The sequence below is a fragment of the Streptomyces sp. NPDC005423 genome (genome assembly GCF_040606415.1).
Taxonomy (GTDB): domain Bacteria; phylum Actinomycetota; class Actinomycetes; order Streptomycetales; family Streptomycetaceae; genus Streptomyces.
In genome coordinates this window covers 118,569-138,750 of the sequence record NZ_JBEXET010000011.1, presented here as the reverse complement: position 1 = coordinate 138,750, position 20,182 = coordinate 118,569, and the positions used below count along the sequence as shown (strand labels likewise).

20 protein-coding genes are annotated in these 20,182 nt (G+C 71.7%); 8 read left to right on the top strand and 12 right to left on the bottom strand.

Annotated features, from left to right (window positions below; all coding sequences use genetic code 11):
* Positions 1-4 precede the first annotated feature (4 nt).
* Positions 5-466, bottom strand: a complete 462-nt coding sequence (locus ABZT12_RS15250; protein WP_356383164.1) for a MaoC family dehydratase — start codon at positions 464-466, stop codon at positions 5-7.
* A gap of 125 nt (positions 467-591) precedes the next feature.
* Between ABZT12_RS15250 and soxR the strand changes: the two genes are divergently transcribed.
* Positions 592-1,122, top strand: coding sequence for a redox-sensitive transcriptional activator SoxR (gene soxR, locus ABZT12_RS15245; RefSeq protein ID WP_356383161.1), 531 nt, complete (start codon positions 592-594; stop codon positions 1,120-1,122).
* Here soxR and ABZT12_RS15240 read toward each other — a convergent pair.
* Together ABZT12_RS15240 and ABZT12_RS15235 are read right to left on the bottom strand one after the other, a co-directional pair.
* Entirely contained in the window at positions 1,076-2,143 is a 1,068-nt protein-coding gene (locus tag ABZT12_RS15240) for an RNA ligase (ATP) (RefSeq protein ID WP_356383158.1), read from the bottom strand. The genes soxR and ABZT12_RS15240 overlap by 47 nt on opposite strands.
* 217 nt (positions 2,144-2,360) lie before the next feature.
* Positions 2,361-2,963, bottom strand: a complete 603-nt coding sequence (locus ABZT12_RS15235) for a hypothetical protein (protein ID WP_356383155.1) — start codon at positions 2,961-2,963, stop codon at positions 2,361-2,363.
* Positions 2,964-3,185: 222 nt separating this feature from the next.
* On the opposite strand from ABZT12_RS15235, the gene ABZT12_RS15230 reads away from it, so the two are divergent.
* The gene (locus tag ABZT12_RS15230) at positions 3,186-5,969 is read left to right on the top strand and encodes a penicillin acylase family protein (protein ID WP_356383152.1); all 2,784 of its coding nucleotides are present in this window, start codon (positions 3,186-3,188) and stop codon (positions 5,967-5,969) included.
* Here the strand turns inward: ABZT12_RS15230 and ABZT12_RS15225 are convergent.
* Positions 5,958-7,283: a serine-threonine protein kinase gene (locus ABZT12_RS15225; protein ID WP_356383149.1), complete on the bottom strand. Its 1,326-nt coding sequence runs from the start codon at positions 7,281-7,283 to the stop codon at positions 5,958-5,960. The genes ABZT12_RS15230 and ABZT12_RS15225 overlap by 12 nt on opposite strands.
* A 263-nt stretch (positions 7,284-7,546) precedes the next feature.
* Here ABZT12_RS15225 and ABZT12_RS15220 point away from each other — a divergent pair, with 263 nt between their 5' ends.
* Genes ABZT12_RS15220 through ABZT12_RS15210 form a run of 3 tightly spaced genes read left to right on the top strand, consistent with a single transcriptional unit; the run spans position 7,547 to position 10,595 of the window.
* Entirely contained in the window at positions 7,547-8,311 is a 765-nt protein-coding gene (locus tag ABZT12_RS15220; RefSeq protein WP_356383146.1) for an SDR family oxidoreductase, read from the top strand.
* Complete coding sequence (locus ABZT12_RS15215; RefSeq protein WP_356383143.1) at positions 8,308-9,975, top strand: AMP-binding protein; 1,668 nt, start codon at positions 8,308-8,310, stop codon at positions 9,973-9,975. The genes ABZT12_RS15220 and ABZT12_RS15215 overlap by 4 nt, the downstream gene beginning before the upstream one ends.
* Before the next feature lie 26 nt (positions 9,976-10,001).
* Complete coding sequence (locus tag ABZT12_RS15210; RefSeq protein WP_356383140.1) at positions 10,002-10,595, top strand: TetR/AcrR family transcriptional regulator; 594 nt, start codon at positions 10,002-10,004, stop codon at positions 10,593-10,595.
* Positions 10,596-10,727: 132 nt separating this feature from the next.
* Here ABZT12_RS15210 and ABZT12_RS15205 read toward each other — a convergent pair whose 3' ends face one another.
* The 6 genes from ABZT12_RS15205 to ABZT12_RS15180 all read right to left on the bottom strand — a co-directional run bounded on the left by ABZT12_RS15205 (position 10,728) and on the right by ABZT12_RS15180 (position 15,317).
* Complete coding sequence (locus tag ABZT12_RS15205; protein ID WP_356383137.1) at positions 10,728-11,951, bottom strand: acyl-CoA dehydrogenase family protein; 1,224 nt, start codon at positions 11,949-11,951, stop codon at positions 10,728-10,730.
* 6 nt (positions 11,952-11,957) lie between these two features.
* The gene (locus ABZT12_RS15200; RefSeq protein ID WP_356383134.1) at positions 11,958-12,980 is read right to left on the bottom strand and encodes a phosphotransferase family protein; all 1,023 of its coding nucleotides are present in this window, start codon (positions 12,978-12,980) and stop codon (positions 11,958-11,960) included.
* Positions 12,981-13,104: 124 nt separating this feature from the next.
* Positions 13,105-13,452, bottom strand: a complete 348-nt coding sequence (locus ABZT12_RS15195) for a DUF202 domain-containing protein (protein WP_356383131.1) — start codon at positions 13,450-13,452, stop codon at positions 13,105-13,107.
* The gene (locus ABZT12_RS15190) at positions 13,449-13,841 is read right to left on the bottom strand and encodes a DUF202 domain-containing protein (RefSeq protein ID WP_356383128.1); all 393 of its coding nucleotides are present in this window, start codon (positions 13,839-13,841) and stop codon (positions 13,449-13,451) included. The genes ABZT12_RS15195 and ABZT12_RS15190 overlap by 4 nt, the downstream gene beginning before the upstream one ends.
* 44 nt (positions 13,842-13,885) lie before the next feature.
* Positions 13,886-14,395 (bottom strand): NUDIX domain-containing protein, encoded by a 510-nt coding sequence (locus tag ABZT12_RS15185; RefSeq protein ID WP_356383126.1) that lies wholly within the window; start codon positions 14,393-14,395, stop codon positions 13,886-13,888.
* 28 nt (positions 14,396-14,423) lie between these two features.
* Positions 14,424-15,317 carry a DMT family transporter gene (locus ABZT12_RS15180; RefSeq protein ID WP_356383123.1) on the bottom strand — a complete coding sequence of 298 codons (894 nt, stop codon included), beginning with the start codon at positions 15,315-15,317 and terminating at the stop codon, positions 14,424-14,426.
* A 432-nt stretch (positions 15,318-15,749) separates the two neighbouring features.
* Between ABZT12_RS15180 and ABZT12_RS15175 the strand changes: the two genes are divergently transcribed.
* The 3 genes from ABZT12_RS15175 (at position 15,750) to ABZT12_RS15165 (ending at position 18,121) form a co-directional block, all read left to right on the top strand.
* Positions 15,750-16,712 (top strand): hypothetical protein, encoded by a 963-nt coding sequence (locus ABZT12_RS15175; protein WP_356383120.1) that lies wholly within the window; start codon positions 15,750-15,752, stop codon positions 16,710-16,712.
* Between the two features lie 73 nt (positions 16,713-16,785).
* Positions 16,786-17,511, top strand: a complete 726-nt coding sequence (locus ABZT12_RS15170) for a molybdopterin-dependent oxidoreductase (protein ID WP_356383118.1) — start codon at positions 16,786-16,788, stop codon at positions 17,509-17,511.
* Complete coding sequence (locus ABZT12_RS15165; protein ID WP_356383115.1) at positions 17,495-18,121, top strand: cytochrome b/b6 domain-containing protein; 627 nt, start codon at positions 17,495-17,497, stop codon at positions 18,119-18,121. Before ABZT12_RS15170 ends, ABZT12_RS15165 begins: the two co-directional genes overlap by 17 nt.
* Before the next feature lie 36 nt (positions 18,122-18,157).
* Here ABZT12_RS15165 and ABZT12_RS15160 read toward each other — a convergent pair whose 3' ends face one another.
* Both ABZT12_RS15160 and ABZT12_RS15155 read right to left on the bottom strand, forming a co-directional pair.
* Entirely contained in the window at positions 18,158-19,555 is a 1,398-nt protein-coding gene (locus tag ABZT12_RS15160) for a gluconate:H+ symporter (protein ID WP_356383112.1), read from the bottom strand.
* 53 nt (positions 19,556-19,608) lie between these two features.
* A complete protein-coding gene (locus ABZT12_RS15155; protein WP_356383280.1) occupies positions 19,609-20,100 on the bottom strand; it encodes a gluconokinase in 492 nt (163 codons plus the stop codon).
* Positions 20,101-20,182: the final 82 nt, after the last annotated feature.

Here is a 20,182-nt window from a genome sequence, read left to right as displayed (position 1 = left end):
GGTGTCAGAGGTAGTAGCGCGACACCGACTCGGCCACGCAGACCGGCTTGTCGCCGCCGTCGCGCTCCACCGTGAAGGCGACGGTGACCTGTACGCCTCCCGGCACGTCGTCGGCCCCGGTGATCGTCGCGGTGGCCCGCAGCCGGGAGTCGACCGGGACCGGGGCGGGGAAACGGACCTTGTTCGCCCCGTAGTTGACGCCCATCCGGACGCCCTCGACCCTGATCAGCTGCGGCCCGAAGAGCGGCAGCAGGGACAGCGTCAGATAGCCGTGCGCGATGGTGGTGCCGAAGGGGCCGGCGGCCGCCTTCTCGGGGTCGACGTGGATCCACTGGTGGTCGCCCGTCGCCTCCGCGAAGAGATCGATCCGCTTCTGGTCGATCTCCAGCCAGTCGGTGTGCCCCAACTGCTCGCCGACCGCCGCCTTCAGCTCGTCGACGGAGGTGAAGATCCTCGGCTCTGCCATGTCCCGGCCTCTCGCGTCATCCTGCGTCATCTGTCTAAGCAACTGCTTAGCATGGTCGGCCGCGGGGCGCCTGTCAACGGACCGGAACCGGGACCCGGCGGGTCGCGGTCGGTAGGGTTGCGGAGGTGCCCCAGATTCCCGAGCAGATCCACGAACTCACGGTGGGCCGGCTCGCCGCGCGCAGCGGTGTCGCCGTCTCGGCCCTGCATTTCTACGAGGCCAAGGGGCTGATCAGCAGCCGCCGCACCGCGGGCAACCAGCGCCGCTACACGCGTGACACTCTGCGCCGGGTCGCCTTCGTGCGGGCCGCCCAACGCGTCGGCATCCCCCTCGCCACCATCCGCGAGGCGCTCGCCGAACTCCCCGAGGAGCGCACCCCCACCCGGGAGGACTGGGCCCGTCTCTCCGAGGCCTGGCGCTCCGAACTCGACGAACGCATCCATCAGCTCAACCGCCTCCGCGACCACCTCACCGACTGCATCGCCTGCGGCTGCCTGTCCCTCGCCACCTGCGTACTGTCCAACCCCGACGACGTCTTCGGTGAACAGCAGTCGGGATCACGGCTGTCGACGCGGGCGGGGCGGGGGCCTGCCGCGGCCCCCGCCCCGCTCACTCGTACTCCGTACCGCCCTTCCGCGTCAGATACGCCGGACTGACCGCCTTGGCTATCGCCCGGCCGCCGGTCACCGGGCTGTACCGCTCCACCGCCGTCCGGATCACCACGCCCTCGCGCAGATGCAGCTCCCGCCCGGACACCGTCTCGCGCCCGCTCGCGCACTCCAGTACGCGGTCGATGTCGTACGGACCCCGGAACAGCCGGGGCACCAACGGCAGTACCCCGTCCAGGAGTTGGGCGGAATCCAGCCAGTGGAGCGTGCCGTCGAGGTCGGCTCGGACGTCGAACACGGCGTAGCCGAGGGTGGAGCGGCGGCCGTCGGCGCCGTAGGCGAGGTCCTGTACGCCCGCGCCGTAGACCTCGCCGTAGATCCCGACGCGGCGCGCGCCGAGGCGCTCGGCGAGCCGGGCGGCGGCTTCGGGGACGCCGTGGCCGCGGACCGCGCGCCAGTACAGGTTGCGCGGATCCTCCCTCAGGGCAAGGGACTTGGCGCCGAAGCCCTTCGAGGAGACCTGGACGCGGCCGTCCTCGGCGAAGTACGTCAGCAGACAGGCGGAGCCGTGCAGCTTCTCGGTCAGGACCACGTCCTCGCCCGCCGTGAAGATGTCGGGGAAGCGCTGGATGTTCTCGATGTCCACCCAGGGCAGCAGGTCCGGCGCGGCCTCGACGTCGCCGTTCATCGTGGGCGGGATCGGCGGCACCCACTTGGTGATGCCGAGCCGGTCCGCGAAGTCGGTGCCCTCGGCGGCGGCCCGCCCCAGGTCCACGTCGGCGAGGGCCCTCGGCCGGCAGACGATGCCCTGGGACAGCTCACCGCGCAACCGCACCGCCCTGACCCGGTCCGCGCCGCTGCCCGCGAGGCGTCCGGTGAGCCCCAACTCCTCGATCAGACCGGCCGGGAGCACGGCCTGCTCCGGGATGTAGACGGCGGTCTCACCGGTGCGGTACGCGCCCTTCGCCACGACCGCCCGGTACAGGCCCACCTGGGCCAGTTCGAGCGCGTCGGCGTTCGGATGCTCGTGGACGGTCAGCACTTCGGCGGTGACGCGCAGCGTCGACATCGGGGCTCCTCGGCTCACGGACCGCGTGCTCATGAGCGGTCCATTCGCCCCCAACTCTCCCGACGGGAAAGGGGTGGAGACAGGCAATTAACGCCTGCTAGCGTCGTCGTCCCCGGCCCGCCGGGTGCCGGGCGCGGAACAGGGGACCCGGTGCACCGGCCAATGGCCGGACCGGGGAACAGAGGGGGTGCGGCATCCCCGGCGCACCCCCGGTCGGCTACGCCGACATCAGCAGCGGCCCCCGCCTGGCGTAGGCCAGGGCGTCTGTTGTCAGCACCGGGCGCGGGACGAGGATTCCGCAGTCGGCGCAGACCGGGCCCGACGACGGCTCATGGGCCAGGCCGTACTTCCATCGGAGGCGCTCCCCGCCGCACGCCGGGCAGACCGAGCCCGGTTCGCGCTCCAGAGCGGCGATCAGCCGTCGCAGCACCTCGGCCATCGGTCCGTGCGGGTGGACGCGCGGGTCGTCGCACCAGGCGACCCCGAAGCCGCCCCAGGTCAGCCGGTGCCAGTCGTCGACACTGCCCGGGCGGCGCAGGCCGTCGTGCTTCTCCTTCTTGCGGCGCTCCGCGAACTCCGCCTCGTAGGCGAGCCAGACCGAACGGGCCTCCTCCAACTCCTCCAGTGCGGCCACGAGCCGCGCCGGGTCGGGGGAGCGGTCCTCAGTACCGAACCCGGCCCGGGAGCAGAGATGGTCCCAGGTCGCGCGGTGCCCGTAAGGGGCGAACCGCTCAAGGCACTTGCGCAGTGAGTAGCGCCGAAGCGCCAGATCGCACCGGGGATCTCGCACCTGTCTCGCCAGACTCCGGAAACCGGCCATCGCCCTGCACCTCCGTCACACCTGCACCTGTACTTCGGTCACCTCGGCGTCGTCGTACGGACGTCGCCGAATAGACGTATCGACAAGCGATTCGGCTCCATCGAATTTCCGATGGCTCCCCATAAGCCGATCCACCCGACTCCAAAAAGTGACGCATGTTCATCTTCAATCTCGGGGATACCGGCGGTAACGTCCGGCCCACCCCCGTCGGTAGGAGCTGCCATGCCTCGGCGCACCCCACGTAACGTGCTCGACAGACTGAGAACTCCCGGGGGATTCCCGGGGTTCCTGAAGACCGCATCCGTCTGTGCTCTCGTCGCCGCCCTGCTGTCCCCGCTCGCCCAGGCGGTGGCCGCCGACGCCACGGCATCGAACGACTACTGCGGCGGCCAGTGTTCGGACATATTGCCGCCCGGCGAGAACGGCAACGCCACCCTCGCCCAGGTCCTCCTCAACCAGGCCTTCGGCACCCAGCCCTCGCACGCGGAGGACCAGCTCGGGCCCTATGCCAACCTCGCCACCGGGGCCTCCACGCTGACCGACGCGAAGATCAACAACTTCTTCAACGACGCCTCTTTCGGGGTCGCCTCCGACCAGGTCGCCTCCACCGAGAAGCCGGCCGGCCGAACCGACGTGTCGATCGTCCGCGACAAGAAGAGCGGTGTGCCGCACATCACAGGCACCACGCGGTACGGCACCGAGTTCGGCGCCGGGTACGCCGCCGCCGAGGACCGGCTCTGGCTGATGGACGTCTTCCGGCATGTGGGACGCGGCCAGTTGACCACCTTCGCGGGCGGCGCGCCCGCCAACCAGGGCCTTGAGCAGGAGTTCTACCGCAACGCCCCGTACAGCGAAGCCGACCTGCAGACCCAGATCGACAGCGCCGTCGCCAACAACGGCACCCGCGGCCAGCAGGCGCTGACCGACGCCAACGCCTACCTGGACGGCATCAACTCCTACATCGACGCCTCCGACAGCGGCCGTTACTTCCCCGGCGAGTACGTCCTCACCGGCCACAAGGACTCGATCACCAACGCCGGCACGATCGACCACTTCAAGATCACCGACCTGGTCGCGCTCGCCTCCGTCATCGGCACCCTCTTCGGCTCCGGCGGCGGCGGCGAGGTCAACAACGCGCTGTCGCTGATCGCCGCCCAGTCCAAGTACGGCGTCGAGGAGGGCACCAGGGTCTGGGAGTCCTTCCGCGAGCGAAACGACCCCGAGGCCGCCGTCACCGTCCACAACGGCGAGAGCTTCCCGTACGCCACCAAGCCCGCGAGCGCGCAGGGCGAGGCCCTTCCGGACGCCGGCTCGGTGACCCAGGAACCGCTGGTCTACGACCGCACCGGCAGCGGAGCCATCGCCGCCGCCACCACCGCCTCCACAACGGCCGCCGCGACCACGCTGACCTCCGCGAAACGCGGGATGTCCAACGCCCTTGTGGTGAGCGGCAAGTACACCGCCAGCGGCCACCCGATCGCCGTGTTCGGTCCGCAGACCGGTTACTTCGCGCCGCAGCTCCTCATGCTCCAGGAGATCCAGGGACCGGGCATCAGCGCCCGCGGGGCCTCCTTCGCGGGGCTGAGCATGTACGTCGAACTCGGCCGCGGCCAGGACTACTCGTGGAGCGCGACCACCTCCGGCCAGGACATCATCGACACCTACGCCGTCGAACTCTGCCAGGACGACTACCACTACCTCTTCCACGGCACCTGCACGGCGATGGACCAGATCCAGCAGGCCAACTCCTGGAAGCCGACCACCGCCGACGGCACCGCGGCCGGTTCCTACACGATGAAGGTCTGGAGAACGAAGTACGGCCCGGTCGAATACAGGGCGACCGTCGGCGGCAAGAAGGTCGCCTACACGACCCTGCGCTCGTCGTACCTGCACGAGGTCGACTCGATCATCGGCTTCCAGATGCTCAACGACCCGGACTACGTGAAGAGTCCGCAGACCTTCGAGAGCGCCGTGCAGCACATCAACTTCACCTTCAACTGGTTCTACGCCGACTCCCAGCACACCGCGTACTACAACAGCGGTGACAACCCGGTCCGCGCGACCGGCGTCGACGCCGAGTTCCCGGTCTGGGGCCAGGCGGCCTACGAGTGGAAGAACTGGAACCCCACCACCAACACCTCCGACCACACACCGGCCTCCGCCCACCCCAACTCCATCGACCAGGACTACTACGTCTCCTGGAACAACAAACAGGCCGACGACTACACCACCGCCTCCTGGGGCGACGGCTCGGTCCACCGCGGCGACCTCCTCGACGACCGGGTGAAGAAACTGGTCGCGGCCGGCGGGGTGACCCGTACGGCACTGGTCAAGGCGATGGCGGACGCGGCCCTCGCCGATCTGCGGGCCGAGGACGTACTGCCCGAACTGCTCCAGGTGATCAACAGCTCGACGGTGACCGACTCCACCGCGGCGGCGGCGGTCGCCAAGCTGTCGGCGTGGGTCACGGCCGGCGCCAAACGCACCGAGACCGCGGCCGGTTCGAAGACCTACGCCAACGCCGACGCCATCCGCGTCCTGGACGCGTGGTGGCCGCTGCTGGTGCAGGGCGAGTTCCAGCCCGGCCTCGGCAGCGACCTGTACACGGCCTTCACCGCCAACCTGACGGTCGACGAGTCGCCGTCGGCCGCGCACGGTCCGACCGGTTCCCATGCGGGCAGCTCCTTCCAGTACGGCTGGTGGAGTTATGTGGACAAGGACATCAGGGCGGTGCTGGGGCAGTCCGTGCGGGGCGGCCTCGACCAGAAGTACTGCGGCGGCGGCAGCCTCACCGACTGCCGGACCATGCTGATCAACACCCTGAAGACCGCGGCCGGCCGGACGGCGGCCCAGGTCTACCCCGGGGACACCCTCTGCTCGGCGGGCGACCAGTGGTGCGCCGACTCGATCGTGCAGCGCACCCTCGGCGGTATCAAGCACTCCAACATCAGCTGGCAGAACCGGCCCACCTTCCAGCAGGTGGTGGAGTACACGTCACACCGGTGACGTCGGCGCGGCGGCGGGCCGGGCGATCCGGCCCGCCGCCAGCACCACCCGGGCGAGTTCGGGGTGCAGGATGTCGCTGTGCGCCCCGGCCGGCGCGCCGCCGCGCCGGACCACCGAAGCGGCGTCCACGTTCACACAGCCCGAGTCGGGCAACCGGGTGGCGAGCGCCTCGGCGAGCGTCACCTCCACCGTTCCCGGCACCCCTCGCACCCCGTCGTGGCCCAGCGCCCCCCACTTGGGGCCCAGCAGCCCGCCGAGGCCCGAGCCGGCCAGTGACCGGCAGTCGTCCGAGAGGCACGAGACCAGCGGATAGATCGTGCCGAGCGCCGAGTCGAAGTGCGAGTAGCAGCACACCAGCGGACCGTCGATCCGGTTCTGGCGTCCCCGCAGCACCCCGCCCGTACCCGGTTCCTCGGGCAGACAGGCCGCGAACGCGTAGTGCGAGAACGCCCCTTGGAGCAGCGTCACCGACTTCACCGGCCGCACTCCCTCCGGCAGCCCGGCCAACGCGAACGCCACCAGCCGCGCGCCGAAGCTGTGCCCCACCAGATGCACCCGTAACCGCGGTGCGGACAGGGCGAGTTGGCCGAGCGCCAGGCCGAGCCCGTGCTCCCCGACGGTCCCCGCGCGCCGCTTGATCGCGAAGTACGCGGCCTGGCGCAGCAGTTCACGGGCGCCGTCCCACGGGTCGGGGAGGGAGAAGCCCGGCGTGCCGCCCGGGGAGGCGAGCCCGTCGAGCGCCCGCGCCAACTCGTCGCAGACGGTCTCGGGGGGTGCGGAGAACATCCAGGGCTCGCCCTCCGCCGAGAGGTCCGCCGCGAACGGCTCCCGTGGCCCGACCTCGACGAACTGCCGCACCAGTTCGCCGAACCGCGCCAACTCGGCCCTCTGCCTGGGGCGTTCGTCCAGCAGGTGGCCCATCCGGTCGAGCACCTCCGCCCGGCCGGGGAACGTCTCCAGCAGCGCGTGCCGGGTCCCGGTGTCCAGTGCGGGCCGGGCGGACGGCGCGGCGGTCGCCGAGGGGGTGAAGTCCGGGACCGGCTCGTCCGGGAAGCGCATCGACGGCCAGACGACGCCCACGTACCCCAGCGCGGCGCCCGGCGCGAGGGCGGGCAGGGGTGCGAAGAAGCGGTCGTAGAGCCGGGTCGCGGTCGCGCGGTCGGCGTTCCAGCCGTGTGCGAAGACCAGGAGATCGCGCACCCCTTCCCGCGCCACCCCGGCGAACAGCCGCTCCCGCTCCCCGCGGTCCACGTTCCCCTCCGCGTCGAACGTCAGCTCCCAGTACGGCCGTACACTCATCGACTGCTCCGCCACGACGGGCCTCCTCGTCCCCCGAAGCGGCGCGATGAGGGCGAAATGTCCTGCTGTCGGCCACGGTTGGCCGTGGGGCGCGCCACTTCGGTACAGGGGTTATGCCCCTCTGTAGTCATTGAACACGCAGAGTCACTATCGAATGTGAATGCCTCCCTCCGCCTCCCGCCGGCCCGTTCCGGGGTCACGACCGGCCTTCCTTCTTCGCATACCGACCGGTTAGTCTGGCCGCGCAGAGCCGAGCCGAGCCGCGTCGAAGGAGACCGATGGTGGAAGCCGTGCAGGATGCGGGAGTGGTCGTCACCGGAGCCGGAGGCGGCATCGGAGCCGCGCTGGCCCGCCGGTTCGCCTCGGAGGGAGCCCGGGTCGTCGTCAACGACCTGGACGCCGGCCGGGCGCGGGCCGTCGCCGAGGAGATCGGCGGGATCGCCGTACCGGGGGACGCCTCCACGATCGTCGGTGCGGCGCGGGAGGCCCTCGGCGGCACGGTCGACGTGTACTGCGCCAACGCCGGGCTCGGGTCCGGCGGCACGGAAGCGGCCGGCGAGGAGGTCTGGGCGCGGGCCTGGGACGTGAACGTGATGGCGCACGTCCGGGCCGCCGAGGAGCTGATCCCCGGCTGGCTGGAGCGCGGCGCCGGCCGTTTCGTCTCCACCGTGTCGGCCGCCGGACTGCTCACCATGATCGGCGCCGCGCCCTACAGCGTCACCAAGCACGGCGCGTACGCCTTCGCCGAGTGGCTGTCGCTGACGTACCGGCACCGGGGGATCAAGGTCCACGCGATCTGTCCGCAGGGTGTGCGCACCGACATGCTGGCCGCCACGGGCAGCGCGGGCGACCTGGTGCTCCAGCCGACCGCGATCGAGCCCGAGGCCGTCGCGGACGCCCTGCTGAAGGGGATCGAGGAGGACCGCTTCCTGATCCTGCCGCACCCCGAGGTCGCCGGGTACTACCAGCTCAGGGCCTCCGACCCGGACCGCTGGCTGACCAACATGAACCACCTCCAGCAGAAGTGGGAGACGGAGTCGTGACCGGATCCGGGTACGCGGCCCGCCCCTGGCTGGCCCTCCTGAACGAGGCGCAGCGCGGGCCGGTCACCCCCGAGGACTCCCTGGTGCACAGCCTGCGCCGGGTCGCCGCGGAGAGCCCCGACCGCACCTTCCTCACCTACTTCGACGGCCGGCTCGGCTACCGCGAGGTCGACGAGCTGAGCGACTCCGTCGCCGGCCACCTCGCCGCCCGCGGCCTGGAGCGCGGCGACCGGGTGGCGATCCTGCTCCAGAACTCCCCGCACTTCGTGCTCGCGCTGCTCGGCGCGTGGAAGGCGGGCGCGATCGTCGTCCCGGTCAACCCCATGTACAAGTCGGGGGAGGTCACCCACGTCCTGCGGGACGGCGAGGTGGCCGCGCTGATCTGCTCCGACCGCGCCTGGGAGTCGTACCTGCGCGACACGGCCGCCGGATCGCCGGTGCGGATCGTGCTCACCGCCTCCGAGCTGGACTTCCAGACCCGCGGCGACGCGCGCGTGCTCGCCTTCGAGCGGCTGCCGCGGGCCGCGGACGCCGACGACCTCGTCACCGTCGCGCGCCAGGGCCACAAGGCACCCGAGGGCCGCGACCCGGTCCCGTCCGGCACCGCGCTGATCAGCTACACGTCGGGGACGAGCGGCACCCCCAAGGGCGCCACCAACACCCACGGCAACATCATGTACAACGCCGAACGGCAGCGGACCGGGCTCGCGCTGCCCGAGGCGCCGGTGTACTTCGCGCTGGCCCCGCTCTTCCACATCACCGGCATGGTGTGCCAGCTCGGCGCCTGTCTCGTCAGCGCCGGAACGCTCGTCCTGGTCTACCGCTTCGAGGGCGGTGTCGTCCTGGACGCGTTCACCGAGCACCAGCCGCACTACACCGTCGGCCCGTCGACCGCGTTCATGGCACTCGCCGCCCATCCGGCCGTCACCCGCGAGCACTTCGCGTCCTTCCGGAACATCTCCTCCGGCGGCGCACCGCTGCCGCCCGCCCTGGTGGAGAAGTTCCGGGCCGGGTTCGGGCCGTACATCCGCAACGGCTACGGCCTCACCGAGTGCACCGCCCCCTGCGCCTCCGTGCCGCCCAGCCTGGAGGCGCCCGTCGACCCGGGCTCCGGGACGCTGGCCGTGGGGGTGCCGGGACCCGACACCGTCGTACGGATCGTCGACGACCGGGGCGCCGAGGTGCCCGTCGGCGAGCAGGGCGAGATCCTCGTCCGCGGTCCGCAGGTCGTGCCCGGGTACTGGGGCCGCCCCGACGCCACCGCCGAGACCTTCCCGGACGGCGAACTGCGCACCGGGGACATCGGGTTCATGGACCCGCAGGGCTGGCTGTACGTCGTCGACCGCAAGAAGGACATGATCAACGCGTCCGGCTTCAAGGTGTGGCCGCGTGAGGTCGAGGACGTGCTCTACACCCACCCGGCGGTGCGCGAGGCCGCCGTCGTCGGGGTGCCCGACGGCTACCGCGGCGAGACGGTCAAGGCGTACATCAGCCTCCGGCCGGGCGCCGACACGGACCCGGACGCGCTCGCGGTGTACTGCAAGGAGAGACTGGCCGCCTATAAGTACCCGCGCCAGGTGGAGATCCTGCCCGAACTGCCCAAGACGGCCAGTGGGAAGATCCTCAGACGGGAACTGCGTACCCGGTCGCACCAGAGCGAGTGAACATCCAGGAAAGGCAGGTGGCGGCAGTGCCCAGGACGACGGACGGCGACGGTACGCCCGTCCCGCAACGGCTTCTCGCCGCCGCCACCCGGCTCTTCGCCGAACAGGGCTACGACCGCACCTCGGTGCAGGAGATCGTCGAGGCGGCCGGCGTCACCAAGGGGGCGCTGTACCACTACTTCGGCTCCAAGGACGACCTCCTGCACGAGGTCTACGCGCGCGTGCTCCGCGTCCAGCAGGAGCGCCTCGACGTGCTCGCGGGCGCCGACGAACCGATCGAGAAGCGGGTGCGCGCCGCCGCCGCGGACGTCGTCGTGACGACGATCGACAACCTCGACGACGCGATGATCTTCTTCCGGTCCATGCACCATCTCAGCCCGGAGAAGAACAAGCAGGTCCGCGCGGAGCGCCGGCGCTATCACGAGCGGTTCCGCGCCCTGATCGAAGAGGGGCAGAGGGAGGGCGTGTTCTCCACGGCGACCCCCGCCGATCTCGTCGTGGACTACCACTTCGGTTCGGTCCACCACCTGTCGACCTGGTACCGCCCCGACGGCCCGCTCACCCCGCAGGAGGTCGCCGAACACCTCGCCGACCTGCTGCTGCGAGCCCTGCGACCGTAGTAGTAGCAGCCGTAGCCGTAGCCGTAGTTGTGGCCGTAGTTGTGGCCGGCGCGGCCGGGCCGGCGGCCGGAGCGACGCGCGAGGCGGGACCGGGTGCGGGCGGCCCGACGCCCGCACCCGGTCCCGTACGTGCTACAGGTACTGCTTCAACTCCCGGCGCGCCAGGGAGCGTTGGTGCACCTCGTCCGGGCCGTCGGCGAGCATCAGGGTGCGGGCGCTCGCGTAGAGCTCGGCCAGCGGGAAGTCCTGGCTCACCCCGCCCGCGCCGTGCAGCTGGATCGCCCGGTCGAGGATGCCGACGACCGTGCGGGGCGTGGCGATCTTGATGGCCTGGATCTCGGTGTGGGCACCCCGGTTGCCGACGGTGTCCATCATCCAGGCCGTCTTCAGGACGAGGAGCCGCAGCTGCTCCACGGCGACCCGGGCGTCCGCGATCCAGTTGTGGACGACGCCCTGCTGGGCCAGTGCCTTGCCGAAGGCCGTCCGGGCGACGGCCCGGCGGCACATCAGCTCGATCGCCCGCTCGGCCATGCCGATCAGCCGCATGCAGTGGTGGATACGGCCCGGACCGAGCCGCGCCTGCGCGATGGCGAAGCCGCCGCCCTCCTCGCCGACCAGATTGGTGACCGGCACGCGCGCGTGGTCGAAGACGACCTCCGCGTGGCCGCCGTGCGAGTGGTCCTCGTAGCCGAAGACCCGCATGGCGCGCTCGACCCTGACACCCGGGGTGTCGCGCGGGACGAGGACCATGGACTGCTGGCGGCGGAGGTCGGCGCCGTCCGGGTCGGTCTTGCCCATCACGATGAAGATCTTGCAGTCCGGGTTCATCGCGCCGGAGATGTACCACTTGCGTCCGGTGACGACGTACTCGTCGGCGCCCTCGGCGGCCCGCTCGATGCGCGTGGTGATGTTGGTGGCGTCCGAGGAGGCCACCTCCGGCTCGGTCATCGCGAACGCCGAGCGGATCTCTCCGGCCAGCAGCGGCTCCAGCCACTGCTTCTTCTGCCGCTCGTCGCCGAACTGGGCCAGCACCTCCATGTTGCCGGTGTCCGGCGCCGCGCAGTTGAGCGCGGTGGGCGCCAAGTGCGGTGAGCGGCCGGTGATTTCGGCGAGCGGCGCGTACTGGAGGTTGGTCAGCCCGGCGCCGTGCTCGGCGTCCGGCAGGAAGAGGTTCCACAGGCCCTGCCGACGAGCCTCGGCCTTCAACTCCCCGACCACGGCCGGGGTGTCCCACGGCGAGGCGAGCCGGGCGCGCTGCTCCTCGGCGACCGGCTCGGCCGGATACACGTACTCGTCCATGAAGGCCAGGAGCCGGGCGCGCAGTTCCTCGGTGCGGGCGTCGTATGCGAAGTCCATGACGGGTCAGCCTTCCTGAAGGGTGGTCAGGCCGTGCTCGATGAAGACGGGGACGAGTTCGCCGATGCGGTCGAAGCCGGGTCCGACGGTCTGGCCCAGCGTGTAGCGGTAGTGGATGCCCTCCAGGATCACGGCGAGCTTGAACCAGGCGAACGCCGTGTACCAGGAGACCGCCGACACGTCCCGCCCGGAACGCTCGGCGTACCGCTCGACCAGCTCGCCGGGCGTGGGGTGCCCGGCGGCCGAAGCGGTCGTGGAAATAGGGGAGTTGGGCAGCACCAAGGGAATGCTGTACATCACCAGCAGGCCCAGGTCGGTCAGCGGATCGCCGAGCGTCGACATTTCCCAGTCGAGGATGGCGTTGATCCGGTCGTCGTCACCGATCAGCACGTTGTCGAGCCGGTAGTCGCCGTGCACGACCGCCGGCGCGGGCGACCGCGGCAGCGCCCGGCCGAGCGCCGCGTGCAGCTCGTCCACCCCGGCCAGCTCGCGGTTGCGGGAGGCGTCCAACTGCTTGCCCCAGCGCCGCAGTTGACGGTCGAGGAAGCCCTCGGGCCGGCCGAAGTCGGCGAGCCCCACCTCGGCCGGGTCCACCGCGTGCAGTTCGACGAGCGTGTCGACGAGGGAGAGCACCGCGTCGCGGATCCGCTCCGGGCCGAGCGGGGCGAGCTGGCCGGCGGTGCGGTACGGCGTGCCCGGCACGAACTCCATGACGTAGAACGGCGCTCCGAGCACCTCCTCGTCCGCGCAGAGCAGCACCGGGCGCGGCACCGGCACCTGCGTCGGATGCAGGGCGCTGATCACCCGGTGTTCGCGCCTCATGTCGTGCGCGGTGGCCAGCACATGGCCGAGCGGGGGCCGCCGTACCACCCATTTCGCGGTACCGTCCGTCACCGCGTAGGTGAGGTTCGACCGTCCGCCCTCGATCAGCCGGCCGGACAGGGCACCGGTCACCAGGCCGGGGTGCTCGCGGTCGAGCAGGCCGCGCAGCCGGTCGAGATCGAGTCCGGGCGGATGGTCGGGGCTCATACGGCGCTCCTACGAAGGGGCGGACAGGACGCCCCTCATCATGCCGACCAGTCGGTATGCCCGTCCAGTGGGAGAACCGCCGCGTGACCGGCGCCACCCCGGCCGACCGCCCCGCCCGCGCCGGTCAGAACACCAGCGCCGCCGCGCAGACCGCGACCGCCACCGTGCAGAGCACCGCGGCCGTGGCCTGCCGGGGCGCGAGCGCGGGGGGCCGGCCGGCGCCGGCGAGGGCGCGGATCCGGTGGTGGGCGAGGGCCAGGAACGCCAGCCAGAGCGCGCAGCACAGGGCGCAGACGGCCAGCCCCCCGGGCTCGGGGCCCCCGTGCAGGGCGGTCTTGACGGCGAGTACGGCGGCCACCGTGCTCGACAGCGTCGTGCGCCGCCAGGCGAGCCGGGTCCGCTCGGGCTGGAGGCCGGGATCACGGTCGCCGTTCGCGCCGTTGTCACCGTCCTGCGCCCGGTGCGTGGTCACCCCGCCCACCCGGCGAGTACGACGACCACCATCGCCACCGCCACGACCGCCACGGCGATGCCCAGCAGCGCCGGGAAGCGGGACACCGGCAGGTCCTCGCCCCGCCGCATCGCCCGCTCGCAGCGCACCCAGTGGTTGACCGCGCGCAGGGAGCACAGCACGCCCGCCGCGAGCAGGGCGAGGGCCATACCGACCCGCCAGGCCCAGCGCAGGTCCGGCAGGAACTGGTCGACCGCGAAGCCGCCGCCGATCAGCGCCAGGGCGGTGCGCAGCCAGGCCAGGAAGGTGCGCTCGTTCGCCAGCGAGAACCGGTAGTCCGGGGTGCCGCCCTCTTCGCGGATCTCCCGGGGCGCGAACCACAGCCGGACGTTCCGCACGAATTCGATCACTCGGTGACTGTATCCGGCCGCTTCCCACCGGGGCGTACGCCCGGTCAGCCCCGCAGCCCCCGCAGCCGCCGGTACGCCGTTAGACCGTCCGGCACCCACTCCCACTCCGTGAGCCGCCGCTCGATCTCCGCCTCGGACAGGAAGTCGTGCCAGTCGACCTCCTCCGTCTGGGGGTCGACCGGGAGCTCGCAGTGGACCTCGTACACCGCCGACCACCAGGTGCGGCCGGCCCCGTCGTCGTAGAGGAACTTGAAGAGGAAGGCGGGGCGGGGGAGGCCCGGGACGCCGAGTTCCTCCCGCGCCTCCCGCAGGGCCGCGTCGTCGTAGGACTCGCCCGTGCCGACGACTCCGCCGACGAACATGTCGTAGAGGGAGGGGAAGACCAGCTTCGTCGGGGTGCGGCGGTGGACGAAGACGCGGCCCGCGCCGTCGCGGGCCTGGACGAAGACGGCGCGGTGGCGCAGTCCCTGGGCGTAGACCTGGCCGCGGGGAGCCTGGCCGGTGACCCGGTCCCGCTCGTCGACGACGTCGAGGATCTCGTCAGCAGCGCTCATGACCCCATCCAAGCAGGGACCTGGGCGGTCAGCGGGGCTGGAGGTCCCGGGCCGGTTCGCGGTGCGCGGTGCCGCGGGGCATCGCGGGGTGCAGCCCGAGCAGCACGATGCCCGCGACGATCGCCGCCAGGCCGGTCGACTCCCAGGCCAGCGCGCCCGTGTCGGTGCGCAGCCGGTCGCCGAGGAAACCGACGCCGCAGATGATGCCGGCCAGCGGCTGGGCGGCGGTCAGGGCGGGGAGGGACATGCGCAGCGGGGCGGTCTCGAAGGCGCTCTGCACCAGGATCAGGCCGGTCACGCCGAGCGCCAGCACGCCGTAGGGCTGCCAGCCGGTGATCACTTCGCCGAGGCCGCCCGCGGAGAAGCGGGTGCCGCTGATCCGGGTCAGCGCGTCCTGCACGCCGTAGAGCAGACCGGCCGCCAGGGAGAGCAGTACGGGTGCCGAGCTGAGCCGGGAGCGCTTGGCGTACGTCGTGAGCAGCAGCGCCAGGCCCACCATCACGCCGATGATCAGCCAGTGCCGGAACGGGTCGGTCACCGCCGTCCCGCCGCGCGGCTCGCCCGCGACGATGAAGGTGGTCACCCCGCCCGCGAGGAGCGCGAGACCCGCCCAGCCCTGGCGGCCCAGCGGTTGTCTGGTCTGCTTGCGGGAGAGCGCCAGGGCGAAGAGCAGGTTGGTCGCCAGCAGGGGTTCCACCAGGGAGACCTCGCCGCGGCCCAGCGCGACCGCGCCGAGCACCATGCCGGCGACCATCAGCCCGATCCCGCCCAGCCAGCGCGGCACCCGCATGAGGTCGAGCAGCAGCCGGGGGGAGAGGAAGTCGCTCAGGGGTGCCCGCTGGGCCACGTTCTGCTGGAGCACGAACCCGAAGCCGAGGCAGCAGGCCGCACTCACGGCGAGAATCAGAACCAGTACCGACACGCTGTGTACCTCGATCGTGGGGCCGGGACACGGATGCGTTGGGCCGACTGTAGCGTCCCAGGACCCGGCGTGCCCCTGGGAGTACCCGGAACCGGGCAGTGGACGCGGCCCCGACGCCCGACGGCCGGAACGCGGCCGGAACAAGGCCGCGACGCGAACGGTGGCGGCGGCGGAACCGTGACCCCATCGTGCGTGCCCGCCCGGTCGGGCGCCATGGCGTACGCCACACCCGAACCCCGCGACCCGGCGTCCGGGCACCTCGACGGAGGGGTCAGTGTGACTCAAGTCCCTCTCTTGTAAAGGTAGTTGACGCGTGTAACAGCTGTGCGCTACTTGACGTGAAGTATTGACTGAGGGTTTGCTGTGAGTGATCGGCCGATGGCGTGCCGATGACCGAACCGCGTCGCGTGCGTATCGTGAGGAACTTCCGCGGTGTCTCCACCCCCGCTCCACCCAGGCCGTGGCCGCAGACGTCCAGGCCGTCCCGCCGGCGCCTTCGACGCCGCCCTCGACGACGTCGAACTCGTCGCCGCCCGGGCCGCGTTGGCACAGGGGCGGTGGCAGGCGGTGCGCGGACTGCTCGCCCACACCGGCGACGACTGGGACGCCCGCGCCCACCGGGTCACCGTCCTCGCCCAGGAGCCCTACACCGTCGCCTGGGCCCGCGACTGGCTGCTCGCCGAACCCGGCTCCGCGAACGGCTCCGTGCTGCTCGCCGCCGCCCTGGTGCAGCGCGCGCTGCGGGGGAAGGAGAAACCGGCCCGCGCCCGCGAGGCCTGCCGCACGGCGGCGGCCCTCGCCCCCGCCGACCCCACCCCGTGGCTCGCACTGCTCTTACTGGAGCGGACCCTCGGCCCCGAGGAGGAGGTCGTCCGACTCTTCGACGAGGTCCGCCACCGCCACGCCGACCACCACCACGCCCACCACCTGATGGTCGCCCGGCTCGCCGAGCGCCGCGCCACCGCCGGGCTCGACCCGCTCCACGAGGTGTACGACTTCGCCCACTGGGCCGCTGAACAGGCCCCCGCCGACTCCCCGCTCGCCATCCTCCCCGTCGTCGCGCACACCGAGCGCTACCGCGTCCTGGCCGCCGCCGGGCAGGAGCCCCCCGACCCGCACGGCTCCGGCCACTGGGTCGGCCGCCGGGCCCGGCAGGTCATGAAGGCCGCGTTCGACTGGTGGCTGGAGTGGGAGCACGAGGGGCATCCGCGGCGTCTGGTCGACCTCAACTTCCTTGCCCACGCGACGTTCTGCGAGGGCCGGGGCGCCGAGGCCGCCGCCCTCTTCCACCGCATCGGTGACCATCCGACCCCGGCTCCCTGGTGCTACCCCGACCGCGAACCGCTCACCGCCTTCCGCGCGGCCCGCGAGAGGGCGCTCGGCGGACGCACGTAAGAACTGGTTACGGAATTCTGACGGCTCCCGGGATCGCTGGCCGCGCGGGGGCCGAAGGTGTTCGAATGGATGGGTGAACCCTGAACCAGCTGAGGCGGAGGGACGGCCGATCGGCCGCCGCGTCCTCCTCGGAACCCTGGGCCTGGGCGCCCTCGGCGTGGTCGCCGCGCCCGCCCTGCAACGCGGCATGGAGGGCTTCCTCGGCGCCGTGTCCGGCAAGGACCCCACCGGACTGACCGGACTGCTCCCCAACGGCGGCGGCTTCCGCTACTACTCGGTCACCTCCTCCGTGCCGCACAAGAACGCCGAGAACTACCGGCTGACCATCGGCGGTCTGGTCGACCGCCCGTCCTCCTACACCCTCGCCGACCTGCGCGCCCTGCCGCAGACCCGGCTGGTCAAGGACGTCCAGTGCGTCACCGGCTGGCGGGTCCCGAAAACCCCCTTCGAAGGGGTGCGGCTGTCCCGGCTGCTGGACGCCGCGGGAGTGCGCGCCAAGGCCGGGGCGGTCCGCTTCACCTGCTTCGACGGCGCCTACACGGAGAGCCTCACCCTCGACCAGGCGCGCCGCTCCGACATCCTGGTCGCCCTGCGCATGCAGGACAAGGACCTCACCTACGACCACGGCGGCCCGGTCCGCCTCTACGTGGCCCCCATGTACTTCTACAAGTCCGCCAAGTGGCTCTCCGGCATCACCGTCACCGAGGACGTGCGCCCCGGCTACTGGGAGGACCGCGGCTACGACGTCGACGCCTGGGTCGGCAAGTCGAACGGACGCGGCGATGCCCCTACGAACTGACACCCCCGCCCCCGCCGAGGCCCGCGTCCGCCGCTTCGGCTCCACGGACCGCTGGGTGCACCGCACCACGGCCGCGCTGATGGGCGTCTGCGTCGTCACGGCCGCCTTCCTCTACATCCCGCAGTTCGCCGAACTCGTCGGCCGCCGCGCCCTCGTCGTCCGTGTCCACGAACTGGCCGGCCTCGCCCTGCCGGTGCCCGTCCTGGCCGGGCTGGCCTCCCGCGGCTTCCGAGCCACCCTCGGCCACCTCAACCGCTTCGGCCCGCACGACCGGGTCTGGCTGCGCGCGGCCCTGCGCCGCGACAAGCGCCGCTCGGTCCGGCCGGCGGCCAAGTTCAACGCCGGGCAGAAGATCTACGCGGCCTGGATCGCCGGTGCCGCGCTCGTCATGCTCGGCACGGGGCTGATCATGTGGTTCACCCACCTCACCCCGCTCATGTGGCGCACCAGCGCGACCTTCGTCCACGACTGGCTCGCCCTCACCGTCGGTATCGTCCTCGCCGGCCACATCGGCATGGCGCTCGGCGACCCCGAGGCTCGGAAGGGGCTGCGCACGGGGTCGGTCAGCCGGGAGTGGGCCGAGCGCGAGCACCGGCTGTGGAAGCCGTAGGGCCGGGGGCGGTACGGTCGCCCGCCCCCGGCCGCCCTAGATCACCAGTGACAGGAGGAGGATCAGGCCGCCCGCGACGACGGAGATGATCGTCTCCATCAGGGACCAGGTCCTGACGGTCTGGCCGACGCTCAGGCCGAAGTACTCCTTCACCAGCCAGAACCCGGCGTCGTTGACATGGCTGAAGAAGACCGAGCCGGCGCCGATCGCCAGCACCAGCAGGGCGGTGTGGGCCGTCGACATGTCGGCCGCCAGCGGGGCGACGAGACCGGCCGCCGAGATGGTGGCGACCGTCGCCGACCCGGTCGCCAGCCGGATCGCCACCGCGATCAGCCAGGCCAGCAGCAGCGCCGGTATCGACCAGTCCTTGGAGATGTCCAGGATCATCTGGCCGACTCCGCAGTCGATCAGGGTCTGCTTGAAGCCGCCGCCCGCGCCGACGATCAGCATGATGCCCGCGATCGGCATCAGGCCCTTCTCGACGGTCCGCGAGATCCGCTCCTTGGTGAACCCGGCCGGCCGGCCCAGCGTGAAGATGCCGACGAGGACCGCGACCAGCAGCGCGATGAGCGGCGAGCCGATCACGTCGAAGACGCGCTGCGCGGTGTTGGCGGGGTCGTCCACGACGATGTCCACCAGCGCCTTGGAGAGCATCAGTACGACCGGCAGCAGGATGGTGGTGAGGGTGGCGCCGAAGCCGGGGCGGTGCTCCAGTTCCTCGGAGGCGCGGTCCGGAAGCATCCGTTCGGGGGCCGGCACGTCCACCCAGCGGGCCGCGACCCGGGAGAACAGCGGCCCGGCGATGATCACCGTCGGCACGGCGACGAGGACACCGAGCGCCAGCGTCACCCCGAGGTTGGCCTTGACCGCGTCCACGGCGACCAGCGGGCCGGGGTGCGGCGGGATCAGGCCGTGCATCACGGACAGGCCCGCGAGCGCCGGGATGCCGATGCGCATCAGTGAGTAGTTGCCGCGCCTGGCGACCATCAGGACCACCGGGATGAGCAGCACGATGCCGACCTCGAAGAAGAGCGGCAGCCCGATCACGGAGGCGATCAGCACCATCGCCCACGGCATCGACCGGGGACCCGCCTTGGCGAGGATGGTGTCGACGATCTGGTCGGCGCCGCCCGAGTCGGCGAGCAGCTTGCCGAGGATCGCGCCGAGCGCGATCAGCACGCCGACACCGGCCACGGTGGAGCCGAGTCCGGCGGAGAAGCTGGTGATCACCTTGTCCAGCGGCGCCCCGGCGAACGCGCCGAGCGCCAGCGACCCGATGGTCAGTGCCAGGAAGGCGTGCAGCTTGAACCGGGTGATGAGCAGCACGATGACGGCGATGCCCGCCAGTACGGCGATGCCCAGCTGGGCGTGGCCGGCCGAGGTGATCGGCGCGACCGTGTCCGCCGCCAGCGTCTCGACACTGAGTCTGGTCACGGAAGTTCCCTTGCAGGTACGGGGGTGGGGATGGGGGAGGGGTGACGCGGAGGTCAGCCGGTGGGCTCGGGGAGGCGCGCGAGCGCCGCCGTGGCGCGGGCGGTGATCTCCTCGGGGCCGCCGGTGACGTCCACCGCGACCCCCGCCTCGTCCACGGCCAGTGGCTGGAGCGTGGCGAACTGGGAGTCGAGCAGCGCGGTCGGCATGAAGTGCCCCCGCCGGTGCGCCATCCGGCCCTCGATGAGCGCGCGGTCACCGGTCAGATGGACGAAGACGACCCCGGGGGCCGCGGCCCGCAGCCGGTCGCGGTAGGACCGCTTCAGCGCCGAGCAGCTGACCACTCCGCCGAGCCCGGCCCGCGCGTGCGCCCAGGAGCCGATGGCGTCCAGCCAGGGCCACCGGTCGTCGTCGGTGAGCGGGACGCCCGCCGACATCTTGGCGATGTTGGGCTGCGGGTGGAAGTCGTCGCCCTCGGCGTAGGGAACGCCGAGCCGGGCGGCGAGCAGGGGACCGATGGTGGTCTTCCCGGTGCCCGCGACGCCCATGACCACGACGACATGGGGGGTGGTCTCCACGGTTCCTCACTGTCTTCGGCGACACCTGATGTAGACGACACTGAAACCCATT